This is a genomic window from Pseudomonas sp. GW822-FHT02G04, from assembly GCF_058802085.1.
The window spans coordinates 388,560-412,763 of record NZ_JBXANU010000003.1; the positions used below are offsets into that span (position 1 = coordinate 388,560).

Here is a 24,204-nt window from a genome sequence, read left to right on the forward strand (position 1 = left end):
CCGGCGAGCGAGCATTTACAGCTCTCAGGCAGCGAAAAAGGCGCAACTATTCCGATGCGGGGAAGCGCCGTCTAATGCCGTAAACGCCTACCCTATGCCGAATCGGCATGAGATTTTTCAACTGAAACCCACGTCCCAGCCGGTTCGAATACGACATTTCGGCAGGCATAAGTGCCGTGAACCGGCCATTTCAGCGCAGGTTGATGTTTTTCGTATCAGTGAAAACTTAGGAAATGACCTACGTCTGAGTGCGATTTTTCTTCTCGTAAAAGTCAGAGCTTTCTCGATATACGGTCATGAAGAAATAACGCGAAACGGTTTTGCGAGGGAATATGCAGAAAGAGCAGGGGAGCAGAATGCTCTAGATCAATGTTTTGCACGTTGAAGCTCTCCGCAAGTCCGTCGAGCCACTCTGGGCCGACGAACTTGCGTCGCAGCTTCACCTGACCCGGCCCTTGCGCGGGTACTCCCTGTACCCGTAGGTCACTCCGACCCTGAAGCAGTCAGAACGTCCCGACCCCTTGGTCATGCGTCTACCGTCCTCGGGTAGCGCAGTGGAAAGAAGCGCCAGGCCTCTTTCGTGTTTCGAACTCGTGTCGCGTGGGCGGCCGCGATCGCCATGGCACTGCCGCCCAGAAGCAGGGCGGCTGCCGATGTCTTTAACGCAATGCCCACATCAACCTCGACCGCGACGACCAAAGAAGAAGGAAGCTATGAACATCACCAGGAATACGACAAAGAGAATCTTGGCGATACCCGTGGCGGTGCCCGCGATACCACCGAAGCCCAATACTGCAGCGATGATGGCAATGATCAGGAATGTGATTGCCCAGCTCAACATGGTGATTCTCCTTACGCTTCTATTTAAGGATGTGGCTTGTGGTGCCTTTCCCGGCGCGTTGAGCGCGCCAAGTTCGTTTGCTTAAAACACCCAACGTTCCTGAGAGGGCGTCTCATCCACAGGCCGGGCCTGGTCGACGCCGATCATTCGCATTGAGGCGTTGTCAGTCGGGTTGCTGCTGACGGCGCTGAAGTGGGTTTGGGGGGCATGTGCAATCGACAGGTGCGGCGCCTCTGGCTGCTGGCTCTGCTCCCAACGCATGTACTGCTGGCCGCCAATCAAGGTGATCAACAATGCCAGCAGGGCAAACAAGCCTTGCTGGACATGCAGTGGCGAGAGACGCAATTGGGCGGCACTTTGGCGATTCATCCTGAAGTTCCTCCCATACGGGTAGTGATCTTTGGCGGGCCTGGTTCATTAAATGCCCTGATTACCTAGACCATTGCAGCCTGCATGCCAGCTTTAATAAAGAATAAAATCTATAAAAATCAATAAGTTATCGTGTTTGTAGAAATCGTTTTGGACGCATCCTGCACGATGATCCGTTTGCGCTCGTGCGTAATGCACGATGAGTTCGCAGGCACTTTCAATATTTTTGGAATTGCGGGGAGGGCGCAGATGTCAGAAAGGGACGCAGGCAATCGCCGAAAGAATGGTCTGTTAATAAAAATTCAAATAAATCAGTCCATTAGCTGCACTTTGAGTAGATAGATAGCCTGTTGTGGCTGGAATCGACCAGAATCAACCATGCAACTTGCCCGATTTTTCCGGGACTAACCAAGAACACCTATTAAAGGAGCGTAGGAACATGGAATCAGCCACTGAGCATCAAGGCCGCATTCTGCTGGTGGACGACGAGTCCGCCATCCTTCGAACCTTTCGCTATTGCCTCGAAGACGAAGGCTACAGCGTGGCCACCGCGACCAGCGCTGCTCAGGCCGAAGCCTTGTTGCAGCGTCAGGTTTTCGATCTGTGCTTCCTCGATTTGCGCCTGGGTGAAGACAACGGCCTGGATGTGCTGGCCCAGATGCGGATTCAGGCGCCCTGGATGCGTGTAGTGATCGTCACCGCTCACTCGGCCGTGGACACTGCCGTGGATGCGATTCAGGCCGGTGCAGCCGACTATCTGGTCAAACCTTGCAGCCCCGATCAGTTACGTCTGGCCACCGCCAAACAGCTGGAAGTGCGGCAACTCTCGGCACGCCTGGAAGCCCTCGAAGGTGAAGTGCGTAAACCCAAGGAGGGGCTGGACTCCCACAGCCCGGCGATGAAAGTGGTGCTTGAAACCGCACGCCAGGTCGCCAGTACTGACGCCAACATTCTGATTCTCGGAGAGTCCGGGACCGGTAAAGGTGAGCTGTCACAGGCCATTCATGGCTGGAGCAAACGCCAGAAAAAATCCTGCGTCACCATCAACTGCCCGTCCCTGACGGCGGAATTGATGGACAGCGAACTCTTCGGCCACAGCCGTGGCGCGTTCACCGGTGCCAGCGAAAGCACCTTGGGGCGTGTCAATCAGGCTGATGGCGGAACGTTGTTTCTCGACGAGATCGGCGATTTTCCGCTGACCTTGCAGCCAAAGTTGCTGCGTTTCATCCAGGACAAGGAATACGAGCGAGTGGGCGACCCGGTGACCCGTCGCGCCGACGTGCGAATCCTCGCAGCCACCAACCTCAACCTTGAAGATATGGTCCGCGACGGTCGTTTTCGTGAAGATTTGCTCTATCGGCTGAACGTTATCACCTTGCACCTGCCGCCGCTTCGCGAACGCAGGGAAGACATTCTGAACCTGGCTGACCGTTTCCTGGCGCGTTTCGTCAGGGAGTACTCGCGTCCGGCCCGGTGTTTCAGCGACGAGGCCCGCGAGGCGCTGCTCAGCTACCGCTGGCCCGGCAATATCCGCGAGCTGCGCAACGTGGTGGAACGGGCGAGCATTATTTGTCCACAGGAGCGGGTCGAGATCAGCCACTTGGGCATGGCCGAAGCTCCGACCAACAATACGCCACGCATTGGCGCCGCGTTGAGCCTGGATGAGCTGGAGAAAGCCCACATCGGCGCGGTCCTTGCCACCGCCGATACCCTGGATCAGGCGGCCAAGACCCTGGGTATCGATGCCTCGACCCTGTACCGCAAGCGCAAACAGTACAACTTGTGAGCCGCACCCGATGAAACTGGCGATGACGTTGCGCACCCGGTTGTTCCTGAGTATTTCAGCCTTGATCACAGTGGCGCTGCTCGGGCTGTTGCTCGGGCTGGTCAGCGTGATGCAGATGGCCGGCACGCAGGAGGCCCTGATCCGTGACAACTTCGTCAGGCTGGATCTGGGATTGAAACTGCGCCAGACCTTGGGTGATCAACTGATTATTGTGCTTGGCGAGAACCCTGATCCTGTGGCGTTCGAGGCATCCAGTCAGCATTCCCTGCAATTGCTTGATGAAGGCATTGCTCTGGAGCCGTCCAGTGAGGGTGTCGAGTACGGTTTCAAAAAAGCCAAAGCCGATTATCAGAGCTTGCTGCAGGCGTTTGATCTTTCCCGTGTTCCGGTACAGGTACTCGGTGACAGCGCGGATCTGACGGAAAAATTCAACGCATTGCGCAACGGTTTGATTGCCGAACAGAAGCGTGCGCTGGATAACATCAACGAGACCGAACGCCAGGCCCGGGAGCGGGCATTGCTGGTTGCCGGCCTGCTCGGGTTGGTCGGGGTGGGGGTGCTGTTCATCGGGTTCATTACCGCCCATGCGATCGCCCAGCGTTTCGGGGCTCCGATCGAGGCCCTGGCGGCGGCCGCTGACAACATCGGCCAAGGCAATTTCGAAGTGACTCTGCCGATTTCCTCCGCGGTGGAAATGAACCAGTTGACCCGACGCTTCGGAATCATGGCCGAGGCCCTGCGACAGCACCAAGCCACTAATATCGACGAGCTGCTCGCCGGACAGCAGCGTTTGCAAGCGGTGCTCGATAGTATCGACGACGGTTTGCTGATCATTGATCGTCAAGGTCATCTCGAGCACCTCAACCCGGTGGCTCAGCGCCAGTTAGGCTGGGACGGCGAGCGTCTCGGCCAAGGGCTGGGCACGGCACTTGAGCGTCCCGAACTGGATGAACAGCTGCATCTGGTGCTGCGCGGTGGCACCCTGGAACGAGTGCCGGACGACCTGAGCATCGAGGTTGACGGGGAGTCGCGATTGCTGACGTATAGCCTGACGCCGGTCAGCCATACCCAAGGTCATATTCTCGGCGCCGTGATGGTGTTGCATGACGTCACCGAGCAGCGTGCCTTCGAACGGGTGCGCAGCGAGTTCGTCTTGCGTGCTTCCCATGAGTTACGCACGCCAGTCACCGGGATGCACATGGCATTCGGCCTGTTCCGCGAGCGGGCGCATTTTGCCGAGGACTCCCGTGAGGCCGACTTGCTGAACACCGTGAATGAAGAAATGCAGCGCTTGATGCAGTTGATCAACGACCTGCTGAATTTCTCCCGCTATCAGAACGGCCTGCAAAAACTCACCCTGGCGCCGTGCTCCATCGAGGATCTGCTGGAGCAGGCCCAGGCACGCTTTGCCGGCCCGGCGCAGGAGAAGGGCATTGAGCTGTTGGTGGAAGTGCAGGGAACGTTGCCGCGGCTACAAGCCGATCAGGCGCAACTGGAACGGGTGCTCGATAACCTGATAGACAACGCCTTGCGCCATACCTCCCGAGATGGGCTGATACGTTTGCAGGCTCGACGTCATGGGGAGCGGGTGATTATCAGTGTCGAAGACAACGGCGAAGGCATTGCCTACGGCCAGCAAGGGAGGATATTCGAGCCTTTTGTTCAGGTCGGCCGCAAGAAGGGCGGCGCCGGGCTCGGTCTGGCGCTGTGCAAGGAAATCGTGCAATTGCACGGCGGGCGGATGGGCGTGTATTCACGGCCAGGGCAAGGTACGCAGTTCTACATGGCGCTGACGGTATAAGCCTGAACCCTCTCAGGCTTCGTCATCCAGACGCCGCGTTGCCTGTCGGCGGCCACGGGTTATCAATTCGATGAATTGCACAGCGCTCAATGCGTGGGCGAACAGCCAACCCTGACCGAACTTCACCCCTTCGCCGCTCAGAAACACCGCTTGGGCTTCATGTTCGATACCTTCTGCAATCACCTTGAGTTGCAGGGCCTGGGCCATGCGAATGATGTGCGGTGCCACGCCGCTGCTGGCGGCGTCATGGCCCAGCGCGTCGATAAATGCCTTGTCGATTTTCAGGCAGTCCACCGGCAGGGTTTGCAGGTAGGCGAGGCTGCAATAGCCGGTACCGAAGTCATCGATCAGCACCTGATGCCCGACATCGCGCAAGGCTTGCAGGTTTTCTCTGGCCACCACCACATCGACCAGTCCGCGCTCGGTCACCTCAAAGGCAATCTGTCTGGCAGCTACCCGGTGCAAGGCCAGCAGGCGCGCTATCACCTGACCGATACGCGGCACCATGACGTCGCAGGCGGCCAGGTTGACCGAGATGTACAGCTGCGGATTGGCGCGCAACAGTTGCCCAAGCTGTTCCAGCAGGCGCTGCAATACGAAGTCAGTCATCTGGCGGATCTGTCCGGTGTTCTCTGCCATCGGTATGAACAGATCGGGGCTGGTCAGGGTGCCGTCCGGCCTTCGCCAGCGCAGCAAGGCTTCGGCCCCGACACAGTTGCGACTGTCGAGGTCGAAGATCGGTTGATACAACACCTGCAATTCGCCTCGCTGTATCGCACCGTGCAGTTCGGCATCCAGTGATTGACGCTGGCGCACCAGCAGAAACACCAGAATGCCTACGCAGGCACTTAGCGCGAGGCTGGCCGGAAGCAGCCACCACCAAACGGCCGGCACATGCATCCCGGTACGCGGGGTGATCAGCACCAGTTGGTATTCGGGAGTGTGGGTCGGCATTCGGTAAATCAGGCGGGTAGGGGTGACTTGCAGTGCATCGTGATTTTTCGGGGGCCAGGGTTGCGTCGGGGGCCACTCCTGCTCGGCACCGAGCACGGGAATCGCGCGGGTGTCGTGGTCGAGCACCACCAGCAGGCTGCTTCCCGGAGACAGATCAACCATGTCGGTCAAATGCCCGCGAGACGTAGCCACCCGGAAATTGCCACGCCCCAGCATCAGCGCGGCGCGGTTCTCATCGGGTTCGGTGGTGGTGTTCAACCAATAGCTGTAGGTGGGGCCCTCGATGTCCGGTGGCCGGATCAGCGACAGCCCTTCCTGGCGGGGGCGGTTGGAGCAGATTCCTGAAGCATCCATGTAAGCGGCTTCGTAAACGAAGCGGTAATTGAAGCTGACCTGCTGCAATGTAGCGATCATTTCATCATCGCAGCCCCGCAGCGGTTGAGCTTCCAGGTCGTCGAGGCTTTCGCGCAGTTGCCCGAACAGCTGCTCCAGACGGACCAGAAAGCGCTCCCCCTGGGCGTTCATCTCCTGGCTTTCGTTGTCCTCGACCTGATGCATCGCAATGAACAGACTGCCGGTCATCAGCAGCGTGGCACTCAAGGCAGCCGCCAGCGTCGCCAGAAACCAAGGGCGATAGAACCAGCTACGCAGCCTCTCTCGAGCAGCCGTCATCATGGAATATCCGAAGAATTACCAATGAGTTATAGCTGCTGATTGGGGAAAAGCCCTGACCGTCGGGCGGGCGTCATTATTTTGTCTGATTCAACACCTGGAGAAGCGCCGCGGTTTGCGCGTCCGGCGTGCCGTCGAAACGGGACGGGCGAAAATGCAGCTGAAAAGCCGCCAGCACATTGCGTGTCGCTACATCCAGTTCGCCGGTCTGTGGCGTGGCGTAGCCCAGGCGGGCAAGTTGTGCCTGAAACCAGCTGATGCTTGGCAGCTGCACGGCGAACTGCGCTTGTTGACGCGCCACGGCCTGCTCGTTCGGCCAGATTCCCAGGCCTTCGGCCGCCAGGCGTTTCCAGGGGAACAGCGGGCCGGGGTCGAGCTTGCGCATGGGGGCGATGTCGCTATGGCCGATGATATGGCGAGGGCTGATGCCCTGGCGCTTGCTGATGTCCTTGAGCAGAAAGATCATCGACTGAACCTGGGCTTCGCTGTAGGGATACCAGAGGCGCCCGGTCGGGGTGTCCTGGAAGCCCGGATTGACGATTTCGATGCCAATGGAACTGGAATTCAGCCAGGTCCGGCCTTGCCATTGGCTTTCGCCAGCGTGCCAGGCCCGAAGATTTTCATCCATCAGCTTATAGATGGTGGCGTGCTCGTCGTCGCCGATCAGGTAATGGCTGCTGACCTCGCCATGGGTCAGCAATTGCAGCGAGTCCTCCAGGGATGCGGAGGTGTAATGCATCACCACGAACTGAATACGGCTGTCGTGATTGACTGAAGGGTGGCTAGTGTCAATCCGGGGACCGCTGGCGCAACCGGCTAATACAAGCAGCGAAGCAATAAGAGCAAGAAATTTCATGGTGGAGGCAATACACACGAGACAATAATGCAACAGTGTAACGTATTGCCTTGCGCGCCGACCGCAAAAGCGCGCCTTTAAACAAAATGGAACAATTAACCGTCAGCCCAGTTCTATTCGATTGCGTCCGGTATTTTTCGCACGATATAACGCCTGATCGGCTCTTTTAAGCACCAGGTCGCTATGTTCGCCCGGCCTGAAGGCGGTCAGTCCCATGGAAATGGTGATAGTGACTCGCTCGCCCTTGAAGTGGAACGGGCAAGCTTCGATCGATGCGCGCAAGGTTTCCAGCAGTTTCGCGCCGACCATCGGTGCCGTGGCAGGCATCAACAGCACAAACTCCTCACCGCCAAACCTGGCAATGAAGTCCGTCCCGCGCAGACGCTTGCGCAGCACACTGGCGATGATTTTCAGCACCTTGTCGCCCGCCAGATGACCGTAGTTGTCGTTGATGCGTTTGAAATGGTCGAGGTCGAGCATCGCCAGCAGCAGGGTGTTGCCGTGCTGTTGCCATTGACTGATTTCATGGTCCAGCCGTTCGCTCCAGGCCGCTCGATTCGGCAGGCCGGTCAACGGATCGATCAAGGCCTTCTGGCGCTGCTCTTCGAGATGCTCGCGGTAGCCCAGCGCTTCCTGCTCCATGTGGGCCACCCTTTCGGCCAGGCTTTGCAGGCGGGCCGCGACTTCCTGCTCGCGCTCGTCGCGTTGCCTCTGGTGCTGGTCCATGGTGCCGAGCAGGCCTTCGAGATGGTCTTCCAGCATGTGCTTGAGGTCATCGAGGTCCGCCGCTTCATGCATGCTGCTTTGCAGGCCGTCGACTTGCTCGCGAATCTGCGTATCCATCTCCCGCGCGGCAGAGCGGTTGTCGGCGTGGCCTTCGCTGGCCGCTTGCAGGTTGCTCTGAAATGACTCAAGGCGTTCGTTGAGTCGCTGCAGATACGCTTCGAATTCGTGCTGACCGCTGTCGGTAATGGCCAGCATCAATGTTGCCAGATCATCGAGGATTGGCAGCAGTTCATACCAGTTCAAACCGTTTTGAAGACGATTGCGCATCGCTTCGGCTTGCGGTCGATGGCGCTCGGGCAGTGTCAGGTCGTCGAGAAGGCCCAGCAGGGTGTCTTCGATGTGCTTGGCCACAGAGCTGTAGGACGGTTCCGGCGAGTCCGGCAGGGCATACAGAATGTCGTGTTCTGGCGTTTGCGGATCGCTGGCCTCCGGGATCAGTTCATCCGGGTTGATTGCCGACGGAGCCTGGGTGGCCGGTACGGCGATCGATGGAACCGGCTCTTGCGGCTGTTCGAGGTTCGGCTGGGTTTGTGGCTCTGGGGCCTGGCTGCTCGTGGCCTCTGGCTCCAGGACGGGCGGGACGAACGCCACGACTTCAGCTGTGGGTGCCGTTGTTGCTGTGGGCGCCGGAGTGTCCACGGGTTCAGCGGGCGCAGCGGCGGGCAGGGCAGCTTCAACGGTTGGCATTACCGCTTGCGGTTTGTTGGCGGCTGGCGCGAGATTGACCGTCGCGAGTGAGAGCTCGGCCGGTGGAGCGGCAACCGGTTCGACAGGTTGCGGGGCAGGCATGTGCAATTCGGGGGCGGCGATCTGTGGCGCGGCCTCGTCCGCATCCCGGCTACCGAACAGGCGCTGCAGCAAACCCGGGCGACCCGGTTCCACAGGGTTCTCCAGCAGGCTCAAGGCTTTGCCTTGCAAGCCGCTCAGTTCGCTGAGCAGCAACGGGATTTCGCGAGCCTGGCCGACACGGCCGTCCAGCTGTTTGGCGAAACTCTTCAGTGGCCGGCTCACTTCCCGTGGCAGCGGCAATGCTTGCAACTGAGAGACCAGCGCCGTCAGTGCGGCGCTGACTTGATCAACCCGGGTTTCCCGGCGCTGCTCGGAGTCGAGCACGGCTTTCTCCAGACGCGGCAGCAAGGCCGCCAGGCCGGCGTCCATGTCGTCGGTGCGTACGACTTCGCGCATTTCCTTCATGCATTGGTCAACGGCGCGATCGGTACCTTCGGCAGCCAGGGTGCTGCGCACCAGCCCGCGACGCAGCAGGTCGAGCCGGGCGTCCCATCGACGTTCGAGCTTTTCCTGTTGTTCGATGCTTTTGAGGTATTTCTCTTTCCAGCGCTGTGCTTCGTCGCTCATTCAGGCAGGACTCAACGCGGGGAATGCATCGGCCGTGAGCGAGCCCGGCAAACGAATTTCTACCGCGACCGGCAGGTGATCGGAAATGGGTTGTGCCAGCACCTCGACCTTTTCAAGGGTCAGGGTGGGGCTGAGCAGAATGTGGTCCAGGCAGCGCTGTGGGCGCCAGCTGGGAAAGGTCGCTTCCATTTGCGGCGCGAGCAGGCCTAAATCACGCAGCGGGGAATGTTGCAGCAAGTCACTGGCATGGGTATTCATATCGCCCATCAGCACCTGGTGTTTATAACCGCCGATCAACTCGCGGATGTAAGCCAGCTGCATGCTACGGGCGCGAGCGCCCAGCGCCAGGTGCATCATCACCACCACGAGCGCCTCCGGACCTTCGCCGAAGCGCACCAGAATAGCCCCGCGACCCTTGGGGCCCGGCAGCGGATGATCCTCGATCGCCCACGGGCGCAGGCGGCTGAGCACGCCATTGCTGTGCTGGCCGAGATGACCGAGATTGCGATTGAGTTGTTGATACCAATAAGGGAAGGCGCCGAGCTGCGCCAGGTGTTCGACCTGATTCACGTAGCCCGATCGCAGGCTGCCGCCATCGGCTTCCTGCAAGGCGACCAGATCGAAGTCGCCCAGCAGATTGCCGATTTTTTGCAGGTTGTCGGCACGCCCGGTGTGCGGCAACAGATGCTGCCAGCCGCGGGTCAGATAGTGCCGATAACGCTCGGTACTGATGCCGACCTGGATATTGAAACTGAGCAAACGCAGTCGGCTGTCCACGGGCAACCCCGTCGATTCCAGGTGATGCTCGTTGACCCGCGGGTCGTGCAGGCCAACGATGCGTTCAGTTCCCCAGCGGCGCATGGCAGGTGCCGCGCTTAGTTGGCAACGGCCTTGGTTGCCGCTCGCTCTTTGGCGACCAGTTGGTCGGCCAGTTTCAGCGCTTGTTCGGCACCGCCGGCAGAGCCGATGTCAAAGCGATACTTGCCATTGACGATCATGGTAGGCACGCCGGAGATTTCATATTTCTTGGCAAGCTCCTTGGCTTTGTTGATCTGGCCCTTGATGGCGAAGGAGTCGAAGGTGGCCAGGAATTTGTCCTTGTCTACACCTTGGGTCGCCAGGAAGTCCGCCATGTCTTCTTTGTCAGTCAGCTTCTTGTGTTCTTTCTGGATTGCGTTGAACACCGCAGCGTGAACCTTGCTCTCGACACCCATGGCTTCAAGCGTCAGGAACATCTGGCCATGTGCGTCCCAAGGGCCGCCAAACATGGCCGGGATACGCACGAAATTCACGTCGGAAGGCAGCTTTTCAACCCATGGGTTGATGACGGGTTCGAAGGCATAGCAGTGCGGGCAGCCGTACCAGAACAGCTCCACGACTTCGATCTTGCCAGGCTCGGCCACCGGGACCGGATTGCTCAGTTCGACATAGGGCGCTTCAGGTTTTTCGGCGGCTTGGGCAGTCATGCCGAACAGGCTGGCAGCGACGAGTGCGGCGCTGATGATCAGATTACGCATGCTTTACTCCTGGACAATTTGGGTGCCTCGCGACCTGTCTTCAGACAGATTCCGGCGGGCTTGAGTTCTGTAGTGTAACGGCAGCGGCCACAAAAAAGGGCAGCCAAAGCTACCCTTTTTATGTTTGCATCGACGGATTAATCGAGTGTTAACGTTGCAAGAGATGTACATCACTCACAACGCTCGATCACAGGCCTTAGTGCAAGCCTTGAATATAGCTGGAGACGGCGGCGATATCTTCGTCGCTCAGCTTTTTAGCGATGCTTTGCATCGGTTTGGTGTCGCCGTCGTTGGTCCGGCCACCTTCTTCTTTTCTGAATTCGGTCAGTTGCTTGCCGACGTACTGAGCGTGCTGGCCGCCAAGGTGCGGGAAGCCGGCGGCTGCGTTGCCTGCTCCATTAGGCGAGTGGCAACCGGTGCAGGCTGGCAGCCCTTTGGCCAGGTCGCCACCACGGAACAGTGCTTCACCGCGAGCCACGACTTTCGGGTCGGCGGCACCGACGCTGCCTTTCTGGCTGGCAAAGTAGGCAGAGATATCAGCCAGGTCCTGATCGCTCAGGTTGGTCAGCAGGCCGGTCATTTCCAGTACCGTGCGTTTGCTGGACTTGATGTCGTGCAGCTGCTTGTTCAGATAACGCTCGCCCTGGCCTGCCAGTTTCGGAAAGTTAGGCGCCATGCTATTGCCATCCGGGCCATGACAGGCGCCACATACTGCGGCTTTCGCCTGACCAGCAGTCGCATCACCTGCAGCATGGGCAATACCGGAGATCCCCACGGTCAACAGCAGACTCACGATCAATTTGTTCATCAGCTAATCCAACTACGGCTAAGGGTTAAAGAGTTATGGACCGGGTTTACTCGCTCATCCACTGGATGATGGCTCGGTAATCCTCGGCACTGCAGTCCATGCACAAACCACGCGGCGGCATCGCCTTGAAACCCTGGGTCACGTGTTGCACCAGCGTCTCCATACCTTTCGCCAACCTCGGCGTCCAAGCTTCCTGATCGCCCTTGCGGGGCGCCATGGGTAGTTGGCCGGAATGACAGGCACCACAAACACGGTTGTACACAGCTTCCGGATCCTGTGTAGCCTGAGCGCTGTAAAGCGGCATCAAGACACCGGCAGCTAGCAGCCATTTCGTCATAAAACGACCTTTTCAGGGTTGAGAGCGTGCTGCGTTCTAGTGCGCAATCAAGGTCAATCGCTCTCGTGAACTTCATCCTACGCTGGGACAAAGCGCACACAAAATCTGCGGCATTATATACTGGCGTCACTGAAACGGAAACGACACTGCTTGCCGCGTCCATTCCCGGCGCCGCCCACATCGGAAATCCCATGCAACTCAAGAATCCCATCCTCGGCCTGTGCCAACAGTCCACCTTTATGCTCAGCGCCGCCAAAGTCGACCAATGTCCCGACGACGAAGGCTTTGAAGTGGCCTTCGCCGGGCGTTCCAACGCCGGCAAGTCCAGCGCGTTGAATACTCTGACTCACGCCAGCCTGGCGCGGACCTCGAAAACACCGGGTCGCACACAGCTGTTGAACTTCTTCAAGCTAGACGATGAACGCCGTCTGGTCGACCTGCCGGGGTACGGTTATGCGAAAGTACCGATCCCGTTGAAGATGCACTGGCAGCGTCACCTGGAAGCTTATCTGGGTGGTCGCGAGAGTTTGAAAGGTTTGATTCTGATGATGGACATCCGTCATCCAATGACCGACTTCGACCTGTTGATGCTCGATTGGGCCGTCGCCAGCGGCATGCCGATGCATATCCTGCTGACCAAGGCCGACAAGCTGACCTACGGCGCGGCGAAAAACACGCTGCTCAAGGTTCAGTCGGAAATCCGCAAGGGATGGGGCGATACGATCACTATCCAGCTGTTTTCGGCCCCCAAACGCATGGGCCTGGAAGACGCTTACACCGTACTGGCGGGCTGGATGGAGTTGGCGGACAAGGGCGCCGAGGCTGCCGAGTAAGGCTCTCGAGCCAAATTGGCAGGCAAAAAAAACCCCGGACTTCGTATGGGGAGGGAGAAGTTCCGGGGTTCAAGTTCCGGACCGCTAGGGCGGGGTCCAGATATCTGCCAACACTTAACACAACATAGGAGCATCGAAGGGCTTCACCAGCCATTCAGTATCTCTGAGTGGCGGTTCGCGGATTTAGTTCAGACTATTTTCAAAATCCTTTGGAAATAATCACTGTCGTTTTTCGCTCTATAGCCCTTCGTCATGTGCTGCGGCGCCAGGCCGCAGTACATACGTCTTTTCAGGCGGCTCAGTGCGCCTCATCCCAGTTGTTGCCTACGCCCACCTCGACCAGAAGCGGTACGTCCAGTTGTGCGGCGTTGCTCATGTGCACGCGAATCTCCTCGCGTACCTGGTCGACCAGGTCCTCGCGCACCTCGAGCACCAATTCATCGTGTACCTGCAGGATGACTTTGGCGTCCAGGCCTGACGATGCCAGCCAGTTGTCCACTGCCACCATGGCTTTCTTGATGATGTCTGCCGCGGTGCCTTGCATCGGGGCGTTAATCGCCGTGCGCTCGGCAGCTTTGCGCAGGGCCTGATTTTTCGCGTTGATTTCCGGCAAGTACAGGCGACGACCAAAGATGGTTTCGACGAAGCCTTGCTCGGCGGCTTGGGCGCGCGTGCGCTCCATGTATTGCAGCACGCCGGGATAACGAGCGAAATAACGGTCGATGTAGGCCTGGGACTGTTTGCGGTCAACGCCGATCTGCTTGGCCAGGCCAAACGCGCTCATGCCGTAGATCAGGCCGAAGTTGATGGCTTTCGCGCTACGACGCTGATCGTTGGTGACCGCGCCCAACTCAACGCCAAACACTTCTGCGGCCGTGGCCCGGTGCACATCGAGGTTGTTGCGGAAGGCGTGCAGCAAGCCTTCGTCCTTGGCCAGGTGCGCCATGATCCGCAGTTCGATTTGCGAGTAGTCCGCGGCCAGCAGCTTGTAGCCTTTGGGCGCGACGAACGCCTGACGAATCCGGCGACCTTCGGCGGTGCGAATCGGAATGTTCTGCAGGTTGGGGTCGATGGACGACAAACGCCCGGTGGCTGCGACGGCTTGCTGGTAAGACGTATGAATGCGCCCGGTGCGAGCGTTGATCTGCTCTGGCAAACGGTCGGTGTAGGTGCTTTTGAGCTTGCTCATCGAGCGGTATTGCATCAGCACCTTGGGCAGTGGGTAGTCCTGCTCGGCCAACTCGGCCAACACGGCTTCTGCAGTCGAAGCCTGACCCTTGGCGGTTTTGCTGAGTACGGGCAAACCGAGTTTTTCGTAGAGGATCACGCCCAGTTGCTTCGGCGAGCCGAGGTTGAACTCTTCACCGGCAATGGCAAAGGCCTCACGCTCCAAGGCGACCAGTTTTTCGCCCAGCTCGACGCTCTGGATGCCCAGCAGGTTGGCGTCCACGAGCGCGCCCTGGCGCTCGATACGGGCCAGGACCGGCATCAGCGGCATTTCAATCTCGTTGAGCACTTTGACCAGGCTTGGCGTCGCGGCCAGTCTTTCCTGCAAGGCCAGATGCAGGCGGAAGGTGACATCGGCGTCTTCGGCGGCATAGGGGCCTGCCAGCTCAAGGGAAATCTGGTCGAAGGTCAGCTGTTTGACGCCTTTGCCCGCGATCTCCTGAATGTCGGTCTTGCTTTGGCCCAGGTATTTGAGCGCCAGGCTGTCCATGTCGTGGCGGGTGGCCGTCGAATCCAGTACGTAAGACTCGAGCATGGTGTCGTAGGCAACACCCTGAACAGTAATTCCGTTGCTCTGATCGCCACCGATGGCGCAATTGGCGAGGATATTGGTGTCGAACTTGGCGTGCTGGCCGACTTTCAGTTTATTCGGATTTTCCAGCAGCGGTTTCAACGCCAGCAGCACGGTGTCGCGGTCCAGTTGCTCCGGCACGCCCATGTAGGAATGGGTCAGCGGAATGTAGGCTGCTTCGTTGGCCGCGACAGAGAACGACAGGCCCACCAGTTGCGCGTGTTGGGCATCGCTGCCGTTGTTTTCGGTGACGAAGGCGATCAGTGGCGCCTTGTCGAGCTTGTCCAGCCAGGCCTCGAAGCGCTTTTGATCGAGGATGGTTTCGTATTTCGCTTCGGCGGCACCCGGCTGCTCCTGGGCGACCTCGACGATGTCCTGACCCGAGCGCTTGGCGTCGCGCTGGTTCTCTTCGAACCAGCTTTTGAATTCCAGCAGGGAATAGAGCTCGGCAAGCTTGTCGTGATCCGGTGGGCCCATTTGCAGGTCGTCGAGGCCGATGTCTAGCGGCACATCGATCTTGATGGTTGCCAATCGATAAGAAAGAAAGGCCATTTCCTTATGCTCTTCGAGCTTGGCCGGCAGGGTCTTGGCGCCGCGAATCGGCAGGGTCGGGACGATATCGAGCTGCGCATAGAGCTCGGTCAGGCCGCCATTCACGCCAACCAGCAGGCCGGAAGCGGTCTTCGGACCGATACCCGGAACGCCCGGGATGTTGTCGGACGAATCGCCCATCAACGCCAGATAATCGATGATCTGCTCGGGAGCGACGCCGAATTTCTCCTTCACGCCCTCCACGTCCAGCGCGCTACCGGTCATCGTATTGACCAAGGTAATGTGCCCGTCGACCAGTTGCGCCATATCCTTGTCGCCGGTGGAAATCACCACCGGGCGGTCGGCGGCCGCGCTGCTACGGGCCAGGGTGCCAATCACATCGTCCGCTTCGACGTTGTCCACGCACAGCAATGGAAAGCCCAAGGCCTTGACGCTGGCGTGCAGCGGCTCGATCTGGACCCGCATATCGTCAGGCATGCTCGGACGGTTGGCCTTGTATTCGGCGAACATCTCGTCGCGGAACGTCCCGCCCTTGGCGTCGAACACCACGGCGAACGGGCTGTCCGGGTACTGCTTGCGCAGACTCTTGAGCATGTTCAATACGCCTTTGACCGCACCGGTCGGCAGGCCTTTGGACGTGGTCAGCGGTGGCAGCGCATGAAAAGCGCGGTACAGGTAAGAAGAACCGTCCACCAGGACGAGGGGGGCTTGGCTCATGAGCAGGATCAACCTTTTCGGCGGGTCCGGCGCTAGAATAGCGGGACCGTTGACGACAAAGGGACAAGGTTATCATGCGCACACTAAATCGCTTGTTGCTGGCTGGCTTCTTTGCAATCACTCCATTGGCAGTGATGGCGGCGGATGATTCGCCATCGGCGGAACCGCAAGTCACTATCCGCACGGAAGGCGACAAGACCATTCAGGAATATCGCCAGAATGGTTTCCTGTACGCGATCAAGGTTACGCCGAAGGGTGCACCGCCGTATTTTCTGGTGCGCGCGGACGGGACAGATGCAAACTTCATCCGCTCAGATCAGCCGGATATGCTGATTCCTTCGTGGAAAATTTTTGAGTGGAAGTAGTTTCTTAACTTTAATCGGCGCCGCCTCAATCGCGGCGCCCGAACTGAGCAGTTTTTAACCATGTCTGTGTTCACCCCCCTGGCTCGGCCCGAGCTGGAAACCTTTCTCGCCCCTTACGGGCTCGGCCGCCTGCTTGATTTCCAGGGGATCGCCGCCGGTAGCGAAAACACCAATTTCTTTATCAGCCTGGAGCAGGGCGAGTTTGTTCTGACCCTGGTCGAGCGCGGTCCGGTGCAGGAGATGCCGTTCTTCATCGAACTGCTCGACGTGCTGCACGACGCCAACCTGCCGGTGCCTTATGCCCTGCGCACCACCGACGGCGTTGCGTTGCGCGAGCTGGCCGGTAAACCTGCGCTGTTGCAGCCACGCCTGGCGGGCAAGCACATCAAGGACGCCAACGCCCAGCATTGCGCTCAGGTCGGCGAGCTGCTGGCTCATCTGCACCTGGCGACCCAGGCCAACATGATCAAGCGCAAAACCGATCGCGGCCTGGACTGGATGCTGGAAGAGGGCACGCAGTTTCTCTCGCACCTGAACGCCGGGCAAAGCGATTTGCTGCAACGGGCCCTGGACGAAATCACCCGGCAAAAGACGAAAATTCTGGCGCTGCCGCGGGCCAACATCCATGCGGATCTGTTCCGCGACAACGCGATGTTCGAAGGCACGCACCTGACCGGGTTGATCGACTTCTACAACGCCTGTTCAGGGCCGATGCTCTATGACGTGGCAATTGCCTTGAACGATTGGTGTTCGGACGAGCAAGGGCAGATCGATGGTGTGCGGGCGCGGGCGTTGCTGGGCGCTTATGCCGCGCTGCGACCGTTCACCGCTGCCGAAGCGGAGCTGTGGCCGACCATGCTGCGCGTGGCGTGCGTGCGGTTCTGGTTGTCGCGGTTGATTGCGGCGGAGTCTTTCGCCGGGCAGGACGTGTTGATTCACGATCCGATGGAGTTTCAGCTGCGGCTGGCGCAGCGGCAGAAGGTCGACACGCCGCTGCCTTTCGCCCTTTAAAACGTGGCGAGGGGGCTTGCCCCCGTTGGACCGGGCTGGCGCTCCAGTGCGAAGCGCTCCCCTGCAGTTCATTGTGCAGGCCTGTTTGGGGCTGCTTTGCAGCCCGACGGGGGCAAGCCCCCTCGCCACAGGGTCTATGGGGCGTTTACAGCGACTCCAGGCACCCGGCCAAATCATTCCCCAACTTTTCCAGCACCTGCTCATACCCCTGGGCGGTCGCTGGCGTGTACCCGCCCAGCGCATCCAGCTCCGCCAGTTTCACCGGCAGCCCGGTCACCAGGGTTTCTGCCAGGCGCGGGCGCAGCGGCGGTTCGCTGAACACGCAGGTTTTGCCGACTTCCTGCAACCGCGTGCGCATCGCCGCAACGTGCTGGGCACCGGGCTGGACTTCGGCTGCGACACTGAATACGCCGGTGTGTTTGAGGCCGTAGGCGTCTTCGAAGTAGTCGAAGGCTTCGTGGAACACGAAATATGGCTTGCCAGCGATACCCGCCAGACGAGCCTTCAGGCGCAGGTCCAGGGCATCCAGACGCTCATCGAACGCCTTGAGGTTGCTCTGATAGCGCGCAGCGTTGGCCGGATCGGCGGCGCTCAGATCGGCAGCCATTTTGGCGGCGATCACTCGGGCATTGATCGGTGACAACCACAAGTGCGCATCCAGGCTGCCGGGGCGATGATCGTGGTCATGCTCATCGGCTTCTTCGGCGTGGGAGTGGCTGTCTTCAGCGAAACGTCGCAGCTTCAGGCCAGGCAAATCCTGCACCGCGACGCTGGGCAGCGTACGACCTTTCAGTACGCGAGGCAGAAAACCCTCCATGTCCGGACCGATCCAGTAAACCAGGTCCACCGACTGCACCTTCCGTACGTCGGATGGGCGCAAGGCATAGTTATGCGGTGAAGCCCCGGGCGGCAGCAACACTTCCGGAATCGCCACACCCTCTTGCACCGCAGCGGCAATCAGCTGCAGCGGCTTTATGCTGGTAAGGACTTTGACTTCGGCCTGGGCTGAACCGATCAGCAGAAAACTTGCGACAAATGCGACAAAGATAGAAAAAAGTCGGGACACGATGACCACTCGAAGAGGCGAGAACGGGTAACATAATAACGTCTCTTACAACACTCGTCGCCGCTCATGCCTAAAACACCGATTGCCAGCCGTCCCCACGACCACTCCCATTGCGTCCATAGCGCATTGTCTGAGGCCGATGCCTTGTGCGCACGTCAGGGGCTGCGCCTGACCGCTTTGCGCCGGCGGGTGCTGGAACTGGTCTGGCAAAGCCACAAACCGTTGGGTGCCTACGACATTCTGGCAGTGCTCAGCGAGCAGGACGGCCGCCGAGCAGCGCCGCCGACCGTGTACCGCGCGCTGGATTTCCTACTGGAAAACGGCTTGGTGCACCGCATCTCCTCGCTGAACGCCTTCGTCGGCTGCAATCACCCGGAACATGCTCACCAAGGCCAGTTCCTGATCTGCCGCCAATGCCACGCCGCCATCGAGCTCGAACAGAAGTCCATCAGCGACGCGATCATTGGCAGCGCCAAGGACGTCGGATTTATCGTCGAGGCCCAGACCGTTGAAGTCATCGGTCTCTGCTCGGGTTGCCAGGGGGCTTAATGAGCAATGCGCTGATCCGTCTTGAGCAGGTGGCCGTCACCTTTGCCGGGCAAAACGTGCTGGATAACATCGAACTGAGCGTCGAGCCGGGGCAGATCGTTACCCTGATCGGCCCCAATGGCGCCGGCAAAACCACGCTGGTGCGCGCGGTGCTCGGTCTGTTGAAGCCGGACAGCGGCAGCGTTTGGCGCAAGCCGAAATTGCGCGTCGGTTACATGCCGCAAAAACTCCATGTCGATCCAACCCTGCCGCTGTCGGTGCTGCGTTTCTTGCGTCTGGTCCCAGGCGTGGATCGCGCTCGGGCCTTGGCCGCCCTCAAGGAAGTCGGCGCCGAGCAGGTAATCGACAGCCCGGTGCAAAGTGTTTCCGGTGGCGAAATGCAGCGGGTGCTGCTGGCGCGGGCATTGTTGCGCGAGCCGGAATTGCTGGTGCTCGATGAGCCGGTGCAAGGCGTCGACGTGGCCGGTCAAGCCGAGCTCTACAGCCTGATCACACGTCTGCGTGACCGTCATGGTTGCGGCGTATTGATGGTCTCTCACGATTTGCATCTGGTGATGAGCACCACCGACCAGGTGGTGTGCCTGAATCGCCACGTCTGCTGCTCCGGGCATCCCGAGCAGGTCAGCGGCGATCCCGCGTTCGTCGAACTGTTCGGAAAGAACGCACAAAGCCTGGCGATTTATCACCACCATCACGACCACGCTCACGACCTGCATGGCTCGGTGGTCATCGCGGCCCCGTCGGCCCATACCCACGTTCATGGAGATAGCTGCAAGCATGGCTGATTTTCTGCTCTTCGCCCTGCTTGCAGGTCTGGCCCTGGCGCTGGTCGCGGGCCCGCTGGGTTCGTTCGTGGTCTGGCGGCGCATGGCTTATTTCGGCGACACCCTGTCCCACGCCGCACTGCTTGGCGTGGCGCTGGGCTTTCTGCTGGATGTCAGCCCGACCGTGGCCGTCACCGTAGGCTGCCTGTTGCTGGCGGTATTGCTGGTGACGCTGCAACAACGGCAGCCATTGGCCTCCGACACGCTGTTGGGAATTCTCGCACCGAGCACGCTCTCCCTGGGCCTGGTGGTACTAAGCTTCATGCATGAAGTGCGGATCGACCTGATGGCCTATCTGTTCGGCGACCTGTTGGCGATCAGCCCGACCGATCTGGCCTGGATCCTCGGCGGTAGCGCGGCGGTGCTGGCATTGCTTGTCACACTGTGGCGTCCCTTGCTGGCGATCACCGTGCACGAAGAACTGGCCAGGGTTGAAGGTTTGCCGGTAGCGGCGTTGCGTTTGGTCCTGATGTTGCTGATCGCCGTGGTGATCGCGGTGGCGATGAAAATCGTCGGTGTGTTGCTGATTACTTCGTTACTGATTATTCCGGCGGCTGCGGCACAGCGTCACGCCCGCTCGCCGGAGCAGATGGCACTGGGCGCGAGCCTGCTGGGCATGCTCGCGGTGTGTGGCGGGCTGGCGTTGTCCTGGTTCAAGGACACCCCGGCCGGCCCGTCGATAGTGGTGGCGGCCGCCGCGCTGTTTCTGCTGAGTTTTGTCCTGCCCCGCCGAGGGGTGTAGACTTGCTCGTTTTTTGCGCAAATAGAGAGTCGCAGGAATGAAGCCGTTCGCCTCCCGTTATCTGCTCCTTGTCGCATTTTCGCTGCTACTGGGTGCTTGCCAAAGCACGCCACCGGCGGCCACCGAGGCCCCCGATGCGCGGGCCACGGCTATTGCACAACTGGAACAAAGCCTGGCCAGCAGCGAGCTGGCTACCGCCGAGGATCAATTGGCGGCCTTGCAGGCCGAGTCGCCCAACGATCAATCCCTCGAGCAATACCAGCGGCAATTGGCCGAAGCCTATTTGCTGCGCAGCCAGATCGTGTTGCAAAAAGGTGATGTGAACGCCGCGGCCACTGCACTCAGCCGTGCCCGGGTTTTGATGCCCAAGGCCCCGGCGCTGACCGGTGGCGTTAACAATGCGATTGTTCATGCACGCAAGGCTGAACTGGATAAAGCCGAAGCGGCCCTCAAGGCTGCCGAAGCCAAACCGCAGGCCAAAGTGATCGACCCGACGGCTGAAAGCACCACGGTGGCATTGAACCTCACCGACATGAGCAAACTTCGTCGTCAACTCGACGCTATCGCCGCCGATGTGGTGAATTATCAGTGTGACGTGAGTATTCAGGCTCCGCGTACCCAGGATTACCCATGGTTGGCCACGCTGTTGACCAAACGGGTGAAGAAGCTGGATTCGGGGTTTGATCTGAAGCTTGAGAAGCAGATTCTGCGCAATATTCCGGCGCAGATGGTTTTGAGCCCTCGCAAGCCATAAAGAAAAGATCGCAGCCTACGGTAGCGCCTACGGAACGTGTAGGAGCTGCCGTAGGCTGCGATCTTTTGCGTTTCTAAATGCATCAGGCCGGAATTGCCTTGGTCCCAGGTTCCGACCTTTGATCGTCTTATTGCCAAATCGCTGGTTGAAGGCGAAATAAATGCTAAGAACCTCTATGCGGACAGGCTAAAATGCCCGCCCGGCTAACCGCTGATCCTTTTCTAACGCGCCCCACAAGGTTCGCTACGTGATCGAGTTTCAAAACGTCCACAAAACTTACCGCGTCGCCGGTAAGGATATTCCCGCCCTGCATCCGACCAGTCTGACGATTGAGAACGGTCAGGTCTTTGGCCTGATCGGCCATTCCGGTGCGGGAAAAAGTACCCTGCTGCGCCTGATCAACCGCCTGGAAAACTCCAGTGGTGGCAAGATCATCGTCGATGGCGAAGAAGTCACGGCGCTGGATGCCAACGGCCTGCGGCGTTTCCGTCAGCAGGTCGGGATGATTTTCCAGCACTTCAACTTGCTGGCGTCCAAGACCGTGGCCGATAACGTCGCGCTGCCGCTGACCCTCGCCGGTGAGCTGTCGCGCAGCGAAATCGACCAGCGTGTGGCGCAGTTGCTGGCACGGGTTGGCCTGGCCGACCATGCGAAAAAGTACCCGGCGCAACTGTCTGGTGGTCAGAAGCAGCGTGTCGGCATCGCCCGCGCCCTGGCAACCAAGCCGAAAATCCTGTTGTGCGATGAAGCCACCAGTGCTCTCGACCCACAGACCACGGCGTCGGTTTTGCAATTGCTGGCCGAGATCAACCGCGAGCTGAAACTGACCATCGTCCTGATTACCCACGAGATGGACGTGATCCGTCGGGTCTGCGATCAGGTGGCGGTGATGGATGCCGGTGTGATCGTCGAGCAAGGTTCGGTGGCCGAAGTGTTCCTGCACCCCAAGCACCCGACCACCAAGCGCTTCGTGCAGGAAGACGAGCAGATCGACGAGAACGAACAGCGGGACGACTTCGCTCATGTGCCGGGCCGCATCGTGCGTCTGACCTTCCAGGGCGAAGCGACCTACGCACCGTTGCTGGGTACCGTCGCCCGGGAAACGGGTGTGGACTACAGCATCCTGGCCGGTCGTATCGATCGCATCAAAGAGGTTCCCTACGGCCAATTGACCCTGGCTGTTACCGGTGGCGACATGGAAGCGGCGTTTGCCCACTTCACCGCAGCTGATGTCCACATGGAGGTGCTGCGCTGATGGAAGTCCTGATGAGTTTCTTTTCCAATATCGACTGGTACGAAATCTGGCTGGCCGCCGGCGACACCCTGCTGATGCTTGGCGGGTCGCTGTTGTTCACCGTGCTGCTGGGGTTGCCGTTGGGCGTGCTGTTGTTCTTGTGCAGCCCGCGCCAGTTGCTGGAAGCCAAAGGCGTCTATGCGATGCTGTCGCTGGTGGTGAACATTCTGCGTTCGCTGCCGTTCATCATTCTGCTGATCGTGATGATTCCGTTCACTGTGTTGATTACCGGCACTTCCCTGGGTGTCGCCGGTGCGATTCCACCGCTGGTGGTGGGCGCCACGCCGTTCTTCGCGCGACTGGTGGAAACCGCCCTGCGTGAAGTGGATCGCGGCATCATCGAGGCGACCCAGTCCATGGGCGCGACGACGCGTCAGATCATCACCAACGCCTTGCTGCCGGAGGCCCGTCCGGGCATCTTCGCGGCGATTACGGTGACAGCGATTACACTGGTGTCCTACACAGCGATGGCCGGTGTGGTCGGCGCTGGCGGCCTGGGCGACCTGGCGATCCGTTTCGGTTACCAGCGTTTCCAGACCGACGTGATGGTGGTCACCGTGGTGTTGCTGCTGGTGCTGGTTCAAGTGCTGCAAACCGTCGGCGACAAGCTGGTGGTTCATTTCTCCCGCAAATAAACAGTTTTCGTCACTTAAGACATGAGCCGGCCATTCGCTGGCAGGCGCCGAAGACTGGCGCCTCACAAGGAGTTAGCTGAATGAAAAAACTACTCGTCGCGTTCGCTGCCGTTGCAGCCTTTTCCGCCCACGCTGCCGACACCCTGACCGTTGCGGCCACCCCGGTGCCGCACGCGGAAATCCTCGAGTTCGTTAAACCAGCCCTGGCCAAAGAAGGCGTGGACCTGAAAGTCAAAGTCTTCACCGACTACGTCCAGCCGAACGTGCAGGTGGCCGAGAAGCGTCTGGACGCCAACTTCTTCCAGCACCAACCGTACCTGGATGAATTCAACAAGGCCAAGGGCACTAACCTCGTCAGCGTTGCCGGTGTGCACCTGGAGCCGCTGGGCGCTTACTCCAGCAAGTACAAGAAACTGGAAGAGCTGCCAGGCGGCGCCAACGTGGTGATCCCGAACGACGCCACCAACGGCGGCCGTGCGCTGTTGCTGCTGGCGAAGGCTGGCCTGATCAAGTTGAAGGATTCGAACAATATCCTGTCGACCGTGAAGGACATCACCGAGAACACCAAGGACCTGAAATTCCGTGAACTGGAAGCCGCGACCATCCCGCGCGTGCTGACTCAGGTCGACCTGGCGCTGATCAACACCAACTACGCGCTGGAAGCCAAGCTCGATCCGTCCAAGGACGCGCTGGTCATTGAAGGCAGCGACTCGCCGTACGTGAACATCCTCGTTGCCCGTCCGGACGACAAGGACAGCGCGGCAATGCAGAAACTGGTTGCTGCCCTGCACAGCCCGGAAGTCAAAAAATTCATCACCGAGAAGTACAAAGGCGCGGTATTGCCAGCGTTCTGATCGGCTGACGTAAACGAAAAAGGGGCGCATTCAATGCGCCCCTTTTTTTGTCTGTGTGTCCCGTCCTGTAGGAGCCGGGGCTCTTATACACATCTCCGAGCCCACGAGACAGGAGTCGAGATGGGGG

23 protein-coding genes are annotated in these 24,204 nt (G+C 59.5%); 12 read left to right on the forward strand and 11 right to left on the reverse strand.

Annotated features, from left to right (window positions below; all coding sequences use genetic code 11):
* Positions 1 to 676 precede the first annotated feature (676 nt).
* Together AC1RO5_RS06570 and AC1RO5_RS06575 are read right to left on the reverse strand one after the other, a co-directional pair.
* Positions 677 to 841 (reverse strand): DUF1328 domain-containing protein, encoded by a 165-nt coding sequence (locus tag AC1RO5_RS06570; protein ID WP_003177151.1) that lies wholly within the window; start codon positions 839 to 841, stop codon positions 677 to 679.
* Between the two features lie 81 nt (positions 842 to 922).
* Positions 923 to 1,210 carry a hypothetical protein gene (locus AC1RO5_RS06575; RefSeq protein WP_493173713.1) on the reverse strand — a complete coding sequence of 96 codons (288 nt, stop codon included), beginning with the start codon at positions 1,208 to 1,210 and terminating at the stop codon, positions 923 to 925.
* Positions 1,211 to 1,649: 439 nt separating this feature from the next.
* Here AC1RO5_RS06575 and algB point away from each other — a divergent pair, with 439 nt between their 5' ends.
* Positions 1,650 to 2,996: a sigma-54-dependent response regulator transcription factor AlgB gene (algB, locus tag AC1RO5_RS06580; RefSeq protein ID WP_493173715.1), complete on the forward strand. Its 1,347-nt coding sequence runs from the start codon at positions 1,650 to 1,652 to the stop codon at positions 2,994 to 2,996.
* A gap of 10 nt (positions 2,997 to 3,006) precedes the next feature.
* Positions 3,007 to 4,797, forward strand: coding sequence for an ATP-binding protein (locus AC1RO5_RS06585; RefSeq protein ID WP_493173717.1), 1,791 nt, complete (start codon positions 3,007 to 3,009; stop codon positions 4,795 to 4,797).
* 12 nt (positions 4,798 to 4,809) lie between these two features.
* On the opposite strand, the gene AC1RO5_RS06590 is transcribed toward AC1RO5_RS06585, so the two are convergent.
* The 7 genes from AC1RO5_RS06590 to AC1RO5_RS06620 all read right to left on the reverse strand — a co-directional run bounded on the left by AC1RO5_RS06590 (position 4,810) and on the right by AC1RO5_RS06620 (position 12,083).
* A complete protein-coding gene (locus AC1RO5_RS06590; RefSeq protein ID WP_493173719.1) occupies positions 4,810 to 6,426 on the reverse strand; it encodes an EAL domain-containing protein in 1,617 nt (538 codons plus the stop codon).
* A gap of 73 nt (positions 6,427 to 6,499) precedes the next feature.
* The gene (locus AC1RO5_RS06595) at positions 6,500 to 7,279 is read right to left on the reverse strand and encodes an N-acetylmuramoyl-L-alanine amidase (protein ID WP_493173723.1); all 780 of its coding nucleotides are present in this window, start codon (positions 7,277 to 7,279) and stop codon (positions 6,500 to 6,502) included.
* A gap of 102 nt (positions 7,280 to 7,381) precedes the next feature.
* On the reverse strand, positions 7,382 to 9,421 hold the full coding sequence (locus tag AC1RO5_RS06600; protein ID WP_493173726.1) for a GGDEF domain-containing protein: 2,040 nt from the start codon (positions 9,419 to 9,421) through the stop codon (positions 7,382 to 7,384).
* Positions 9,422 to 10,282 (reverse strand): endonuclease/exonuclease/phosphatase family protein, encoded by an 861-nt coding sequence (locus AC1RO5_RS06605; protein ID WP_493173730.1) that lies wholly within the window; start codon positions 10,280 to 10,282, stop codon positions 9,422 to 9,424.
* A 14-nt stretch (positions 10,283 to 10,296) separates the two neighbouring features.
* Positions 10,297 to 10,938 carry a thiol:disulfide interchange protein DsbA/DsbL gene (locus tag AC1RO5_RS06610; protein ID WP_007940705.1) on the reverse strand — a complete coding sequence of 214 codons (642 nt, stop codon included), beginning with the start codon at positions 10,936 to 10,938 and terminating at the stop codon, positions 10,297 to 10,299.
* Between the two features lie 196 nt (positions 10,939 to 11,134).
* A complete protein-coding gene (locus AC1RO5_RS06615) occupies positions 11,135 to 11,746 on the reverse strand; it encodes a c-type cytochrome (protein ID WP_493173733.1) in 612 nt (203 codons plus the stop codon).
* A 46-nt stretch (positions 11,747 to 11,792) separates the two neighbouring features.
* Complete coding sequence (locus tag AC1RO5_RS06620) at positions 11,793 to 12,083, reverse strand: c-type cytochrome (RefSeq protein ID WP_003196231.1); 291 nt, start codon at positions 12,081 to 12,083, stop codon at positions 11,793 to 11,795.
* Positions 12,084 to 12,274: 191 nt separating this feature from the next.
* On the opposite strand from AC1RO5_RS06620, the gene yihA reads away from it, so the two are divergent.
* Positions 12,275 to 12,916, forward strand: a complete 642-nt coding sequence (gene yihA / locus AC1RO5_RS06625; RefSeq protein ID WP_030127882.1) for a ribosome biogenesis GTP-binding protein YihA/YsxC — start codon at positions 12,275 to 12,277, stop codon at positions 12,914 to 12,916.
* A 298-nt stretch (positions 12,917 to 13,214) separates the two neighbouring features.
* On the opposite strand, the gene polA is transcribed toward yihA, so the two are convergent.
* The gene (gene polA / locus AC1RO5_RS06630) at positions 13,215 to 15,983 is read right to left on the reverse strand and encodes a DNA polymerase I (protein WP_493173735.1); all 2,769 of its coding nucleotides are present in this window, start codon (positions 15,981 to 15,983) and stop codon (positions 13,215 to 13,217) included.
* A 74-nt stretch (positions 15,984 to 16,057) separates the two neighbouring features.
* Here polA and AC1RO5_RS06635 point away from each other — a divergent pair, with 74 nt between their 5' ends.
* Positions 16,058 to 16,348, forward strand: a complete 291-nt coding sequence (locus tag AC1RO5_RS06635) for a DUF2782 domain-containing protein (protein ID WP_493173737.1) — start codon at positions 16,058 to 16,060, stop codon at positions 16,346 to 16,348.
* Positions 16,349 to 16,408: 60 nt separating this feature from the next.
* Positions 16,409 to 17,359: a homoserine kinase gene (locus AC1RO5_RS06640; protein ID WP_493173739.1), complete on the forward strand. Its 951-nt coding sequence runs from the start codon at positions 16,409 to 16,411 to the stop codon at positions 17,357 to 17,359.
* A 145-nt stretch (positions 17,360 to 17,504) separates the two neighbouring features.
* On the opposite strand, the gene AC1RO5_RS06645 is transcribed toward AC1RO5_RS06640, so the two are convergent.
* A complete protein-coding gene (locus AC1RO5_RS06645) occupies positions 17,505 to 18,425 on the reverse strand; it encodes a zinc ABC transporter substrate-binding protein (RefSeq protein WP_493173741.1) in 921 nt (306 codons plus the stop codon).
* Between the two features lie 66 nt (positions 18,426 to 18,491).
* Between AC1RO5_RS06645 and zur the strand changes: the two genes are divergently transcribed.
* The 7 genes from zur to AC1RO5_RS06680 all read left to right on the forward strand — a co-directional run bounded on the left by zur (position 18,492) and on the right by AC1RO5_RS06680 (position 24,077).
* Positions 18,492 to 18,974 (forward strand): zinc uptake transcriptional repressor Zur, encoded by a 483-nt coding sequence (gene zur, locus AC1RO5_RS06650; RefSeq protein ID WP_493173743.1) that lies wholly within the window; start codon positions 18,492 to 18,494, stop codon positions 18,972 to 18,974.
* Positions 18,974 to 19,759 carry a zinc ABC transporter ATP-binding protein ZnuC gene (gene znuC, locus AC1RO5_RS06655; RefSeq protein ID WP_493173745.1) on the forward strand — a complete coding sequence of 262 codons (786 nt, stop codon included), beginning with the start codon at positions 18,974 to 18,976 and terminating at the stop codon, positions 19,757 to 19,759. Before zur ends, znuC begins: the two co-directional genes overlap by 1 nt.
* Positions 19,752 to 20,540 (forward strand): zinc ABC transporter permease subunit ZnuB, encoded by a 789-nt coding sequence (gene znuB / locus AC1RO5_RS06660; RefSeq protein WP_493173747.1) that lies wholly within the window; start codon positions 19,752 to 19,754, stop codon positions 20,538 to 20,540. Before znuC ends, znuB begins: the two co-directional genes overlap by 8 nt.
* A gap of 37 nt (positions 20,541 to 20,577) precedes the next feature.
* Positions 20,578 to 21,294: a PA5502 family lipoprotein gene (locus AC1RO5_RS06665; RefSeq protein WP_493173749.1), complete on the forward strand. Its 717-nt coding sequence runs from the start codon at positions 20,578 to 20,580 to the stop codon at positions 21,292 to 21,294.
* Between the two features lie 247 nt (positions 21,295 to 21,541).
* Positions 21,542 to 22,549, forward strand: a complete 1,008-nt coding sequence (locus tag AC1RO5_RS06670) for a methionine ABC transporter ATP-binding protein (protein ID WP_007940716.1) — start codon at positions 21,542 to 21,544, stop codon at positions 22,547 to 22,549.
* Positions 22,549 to 23,223 (forward strand): methionine ABC transporter permease, encoded by a 675-nt coding sequence (locus AC1RO5_RS06675; RefSeq protein WP_007940717.1) that lies wholly within the window; start codon positions 22,549 to 22,551, stop codon positions 23,221 to 23,223. The genes AC1RO5_RS06670 and AC1RO5_RS06675 overlap by 1 nt, the downstream gene beginning before the upstream one ends.
* An 80-nt stretch (positions 23,224 to 23,303) precedes the next feature.
* Positions 23,304 to 24,077 (forward strand): MetQ/NlpA family ABC transporter substrate-binding protein, encoded by a 774-nt coding sequence (locus AC1RO5_RS06680; protein WP_493173752.1) that lies wholly within the window; start codon positions 23,304 to 23,306, stop codon positions 24,075 to 24,077.
* The last annotated feature ends 127 nt before the right edge of the window (positions 24,078 to 24,204 follow it).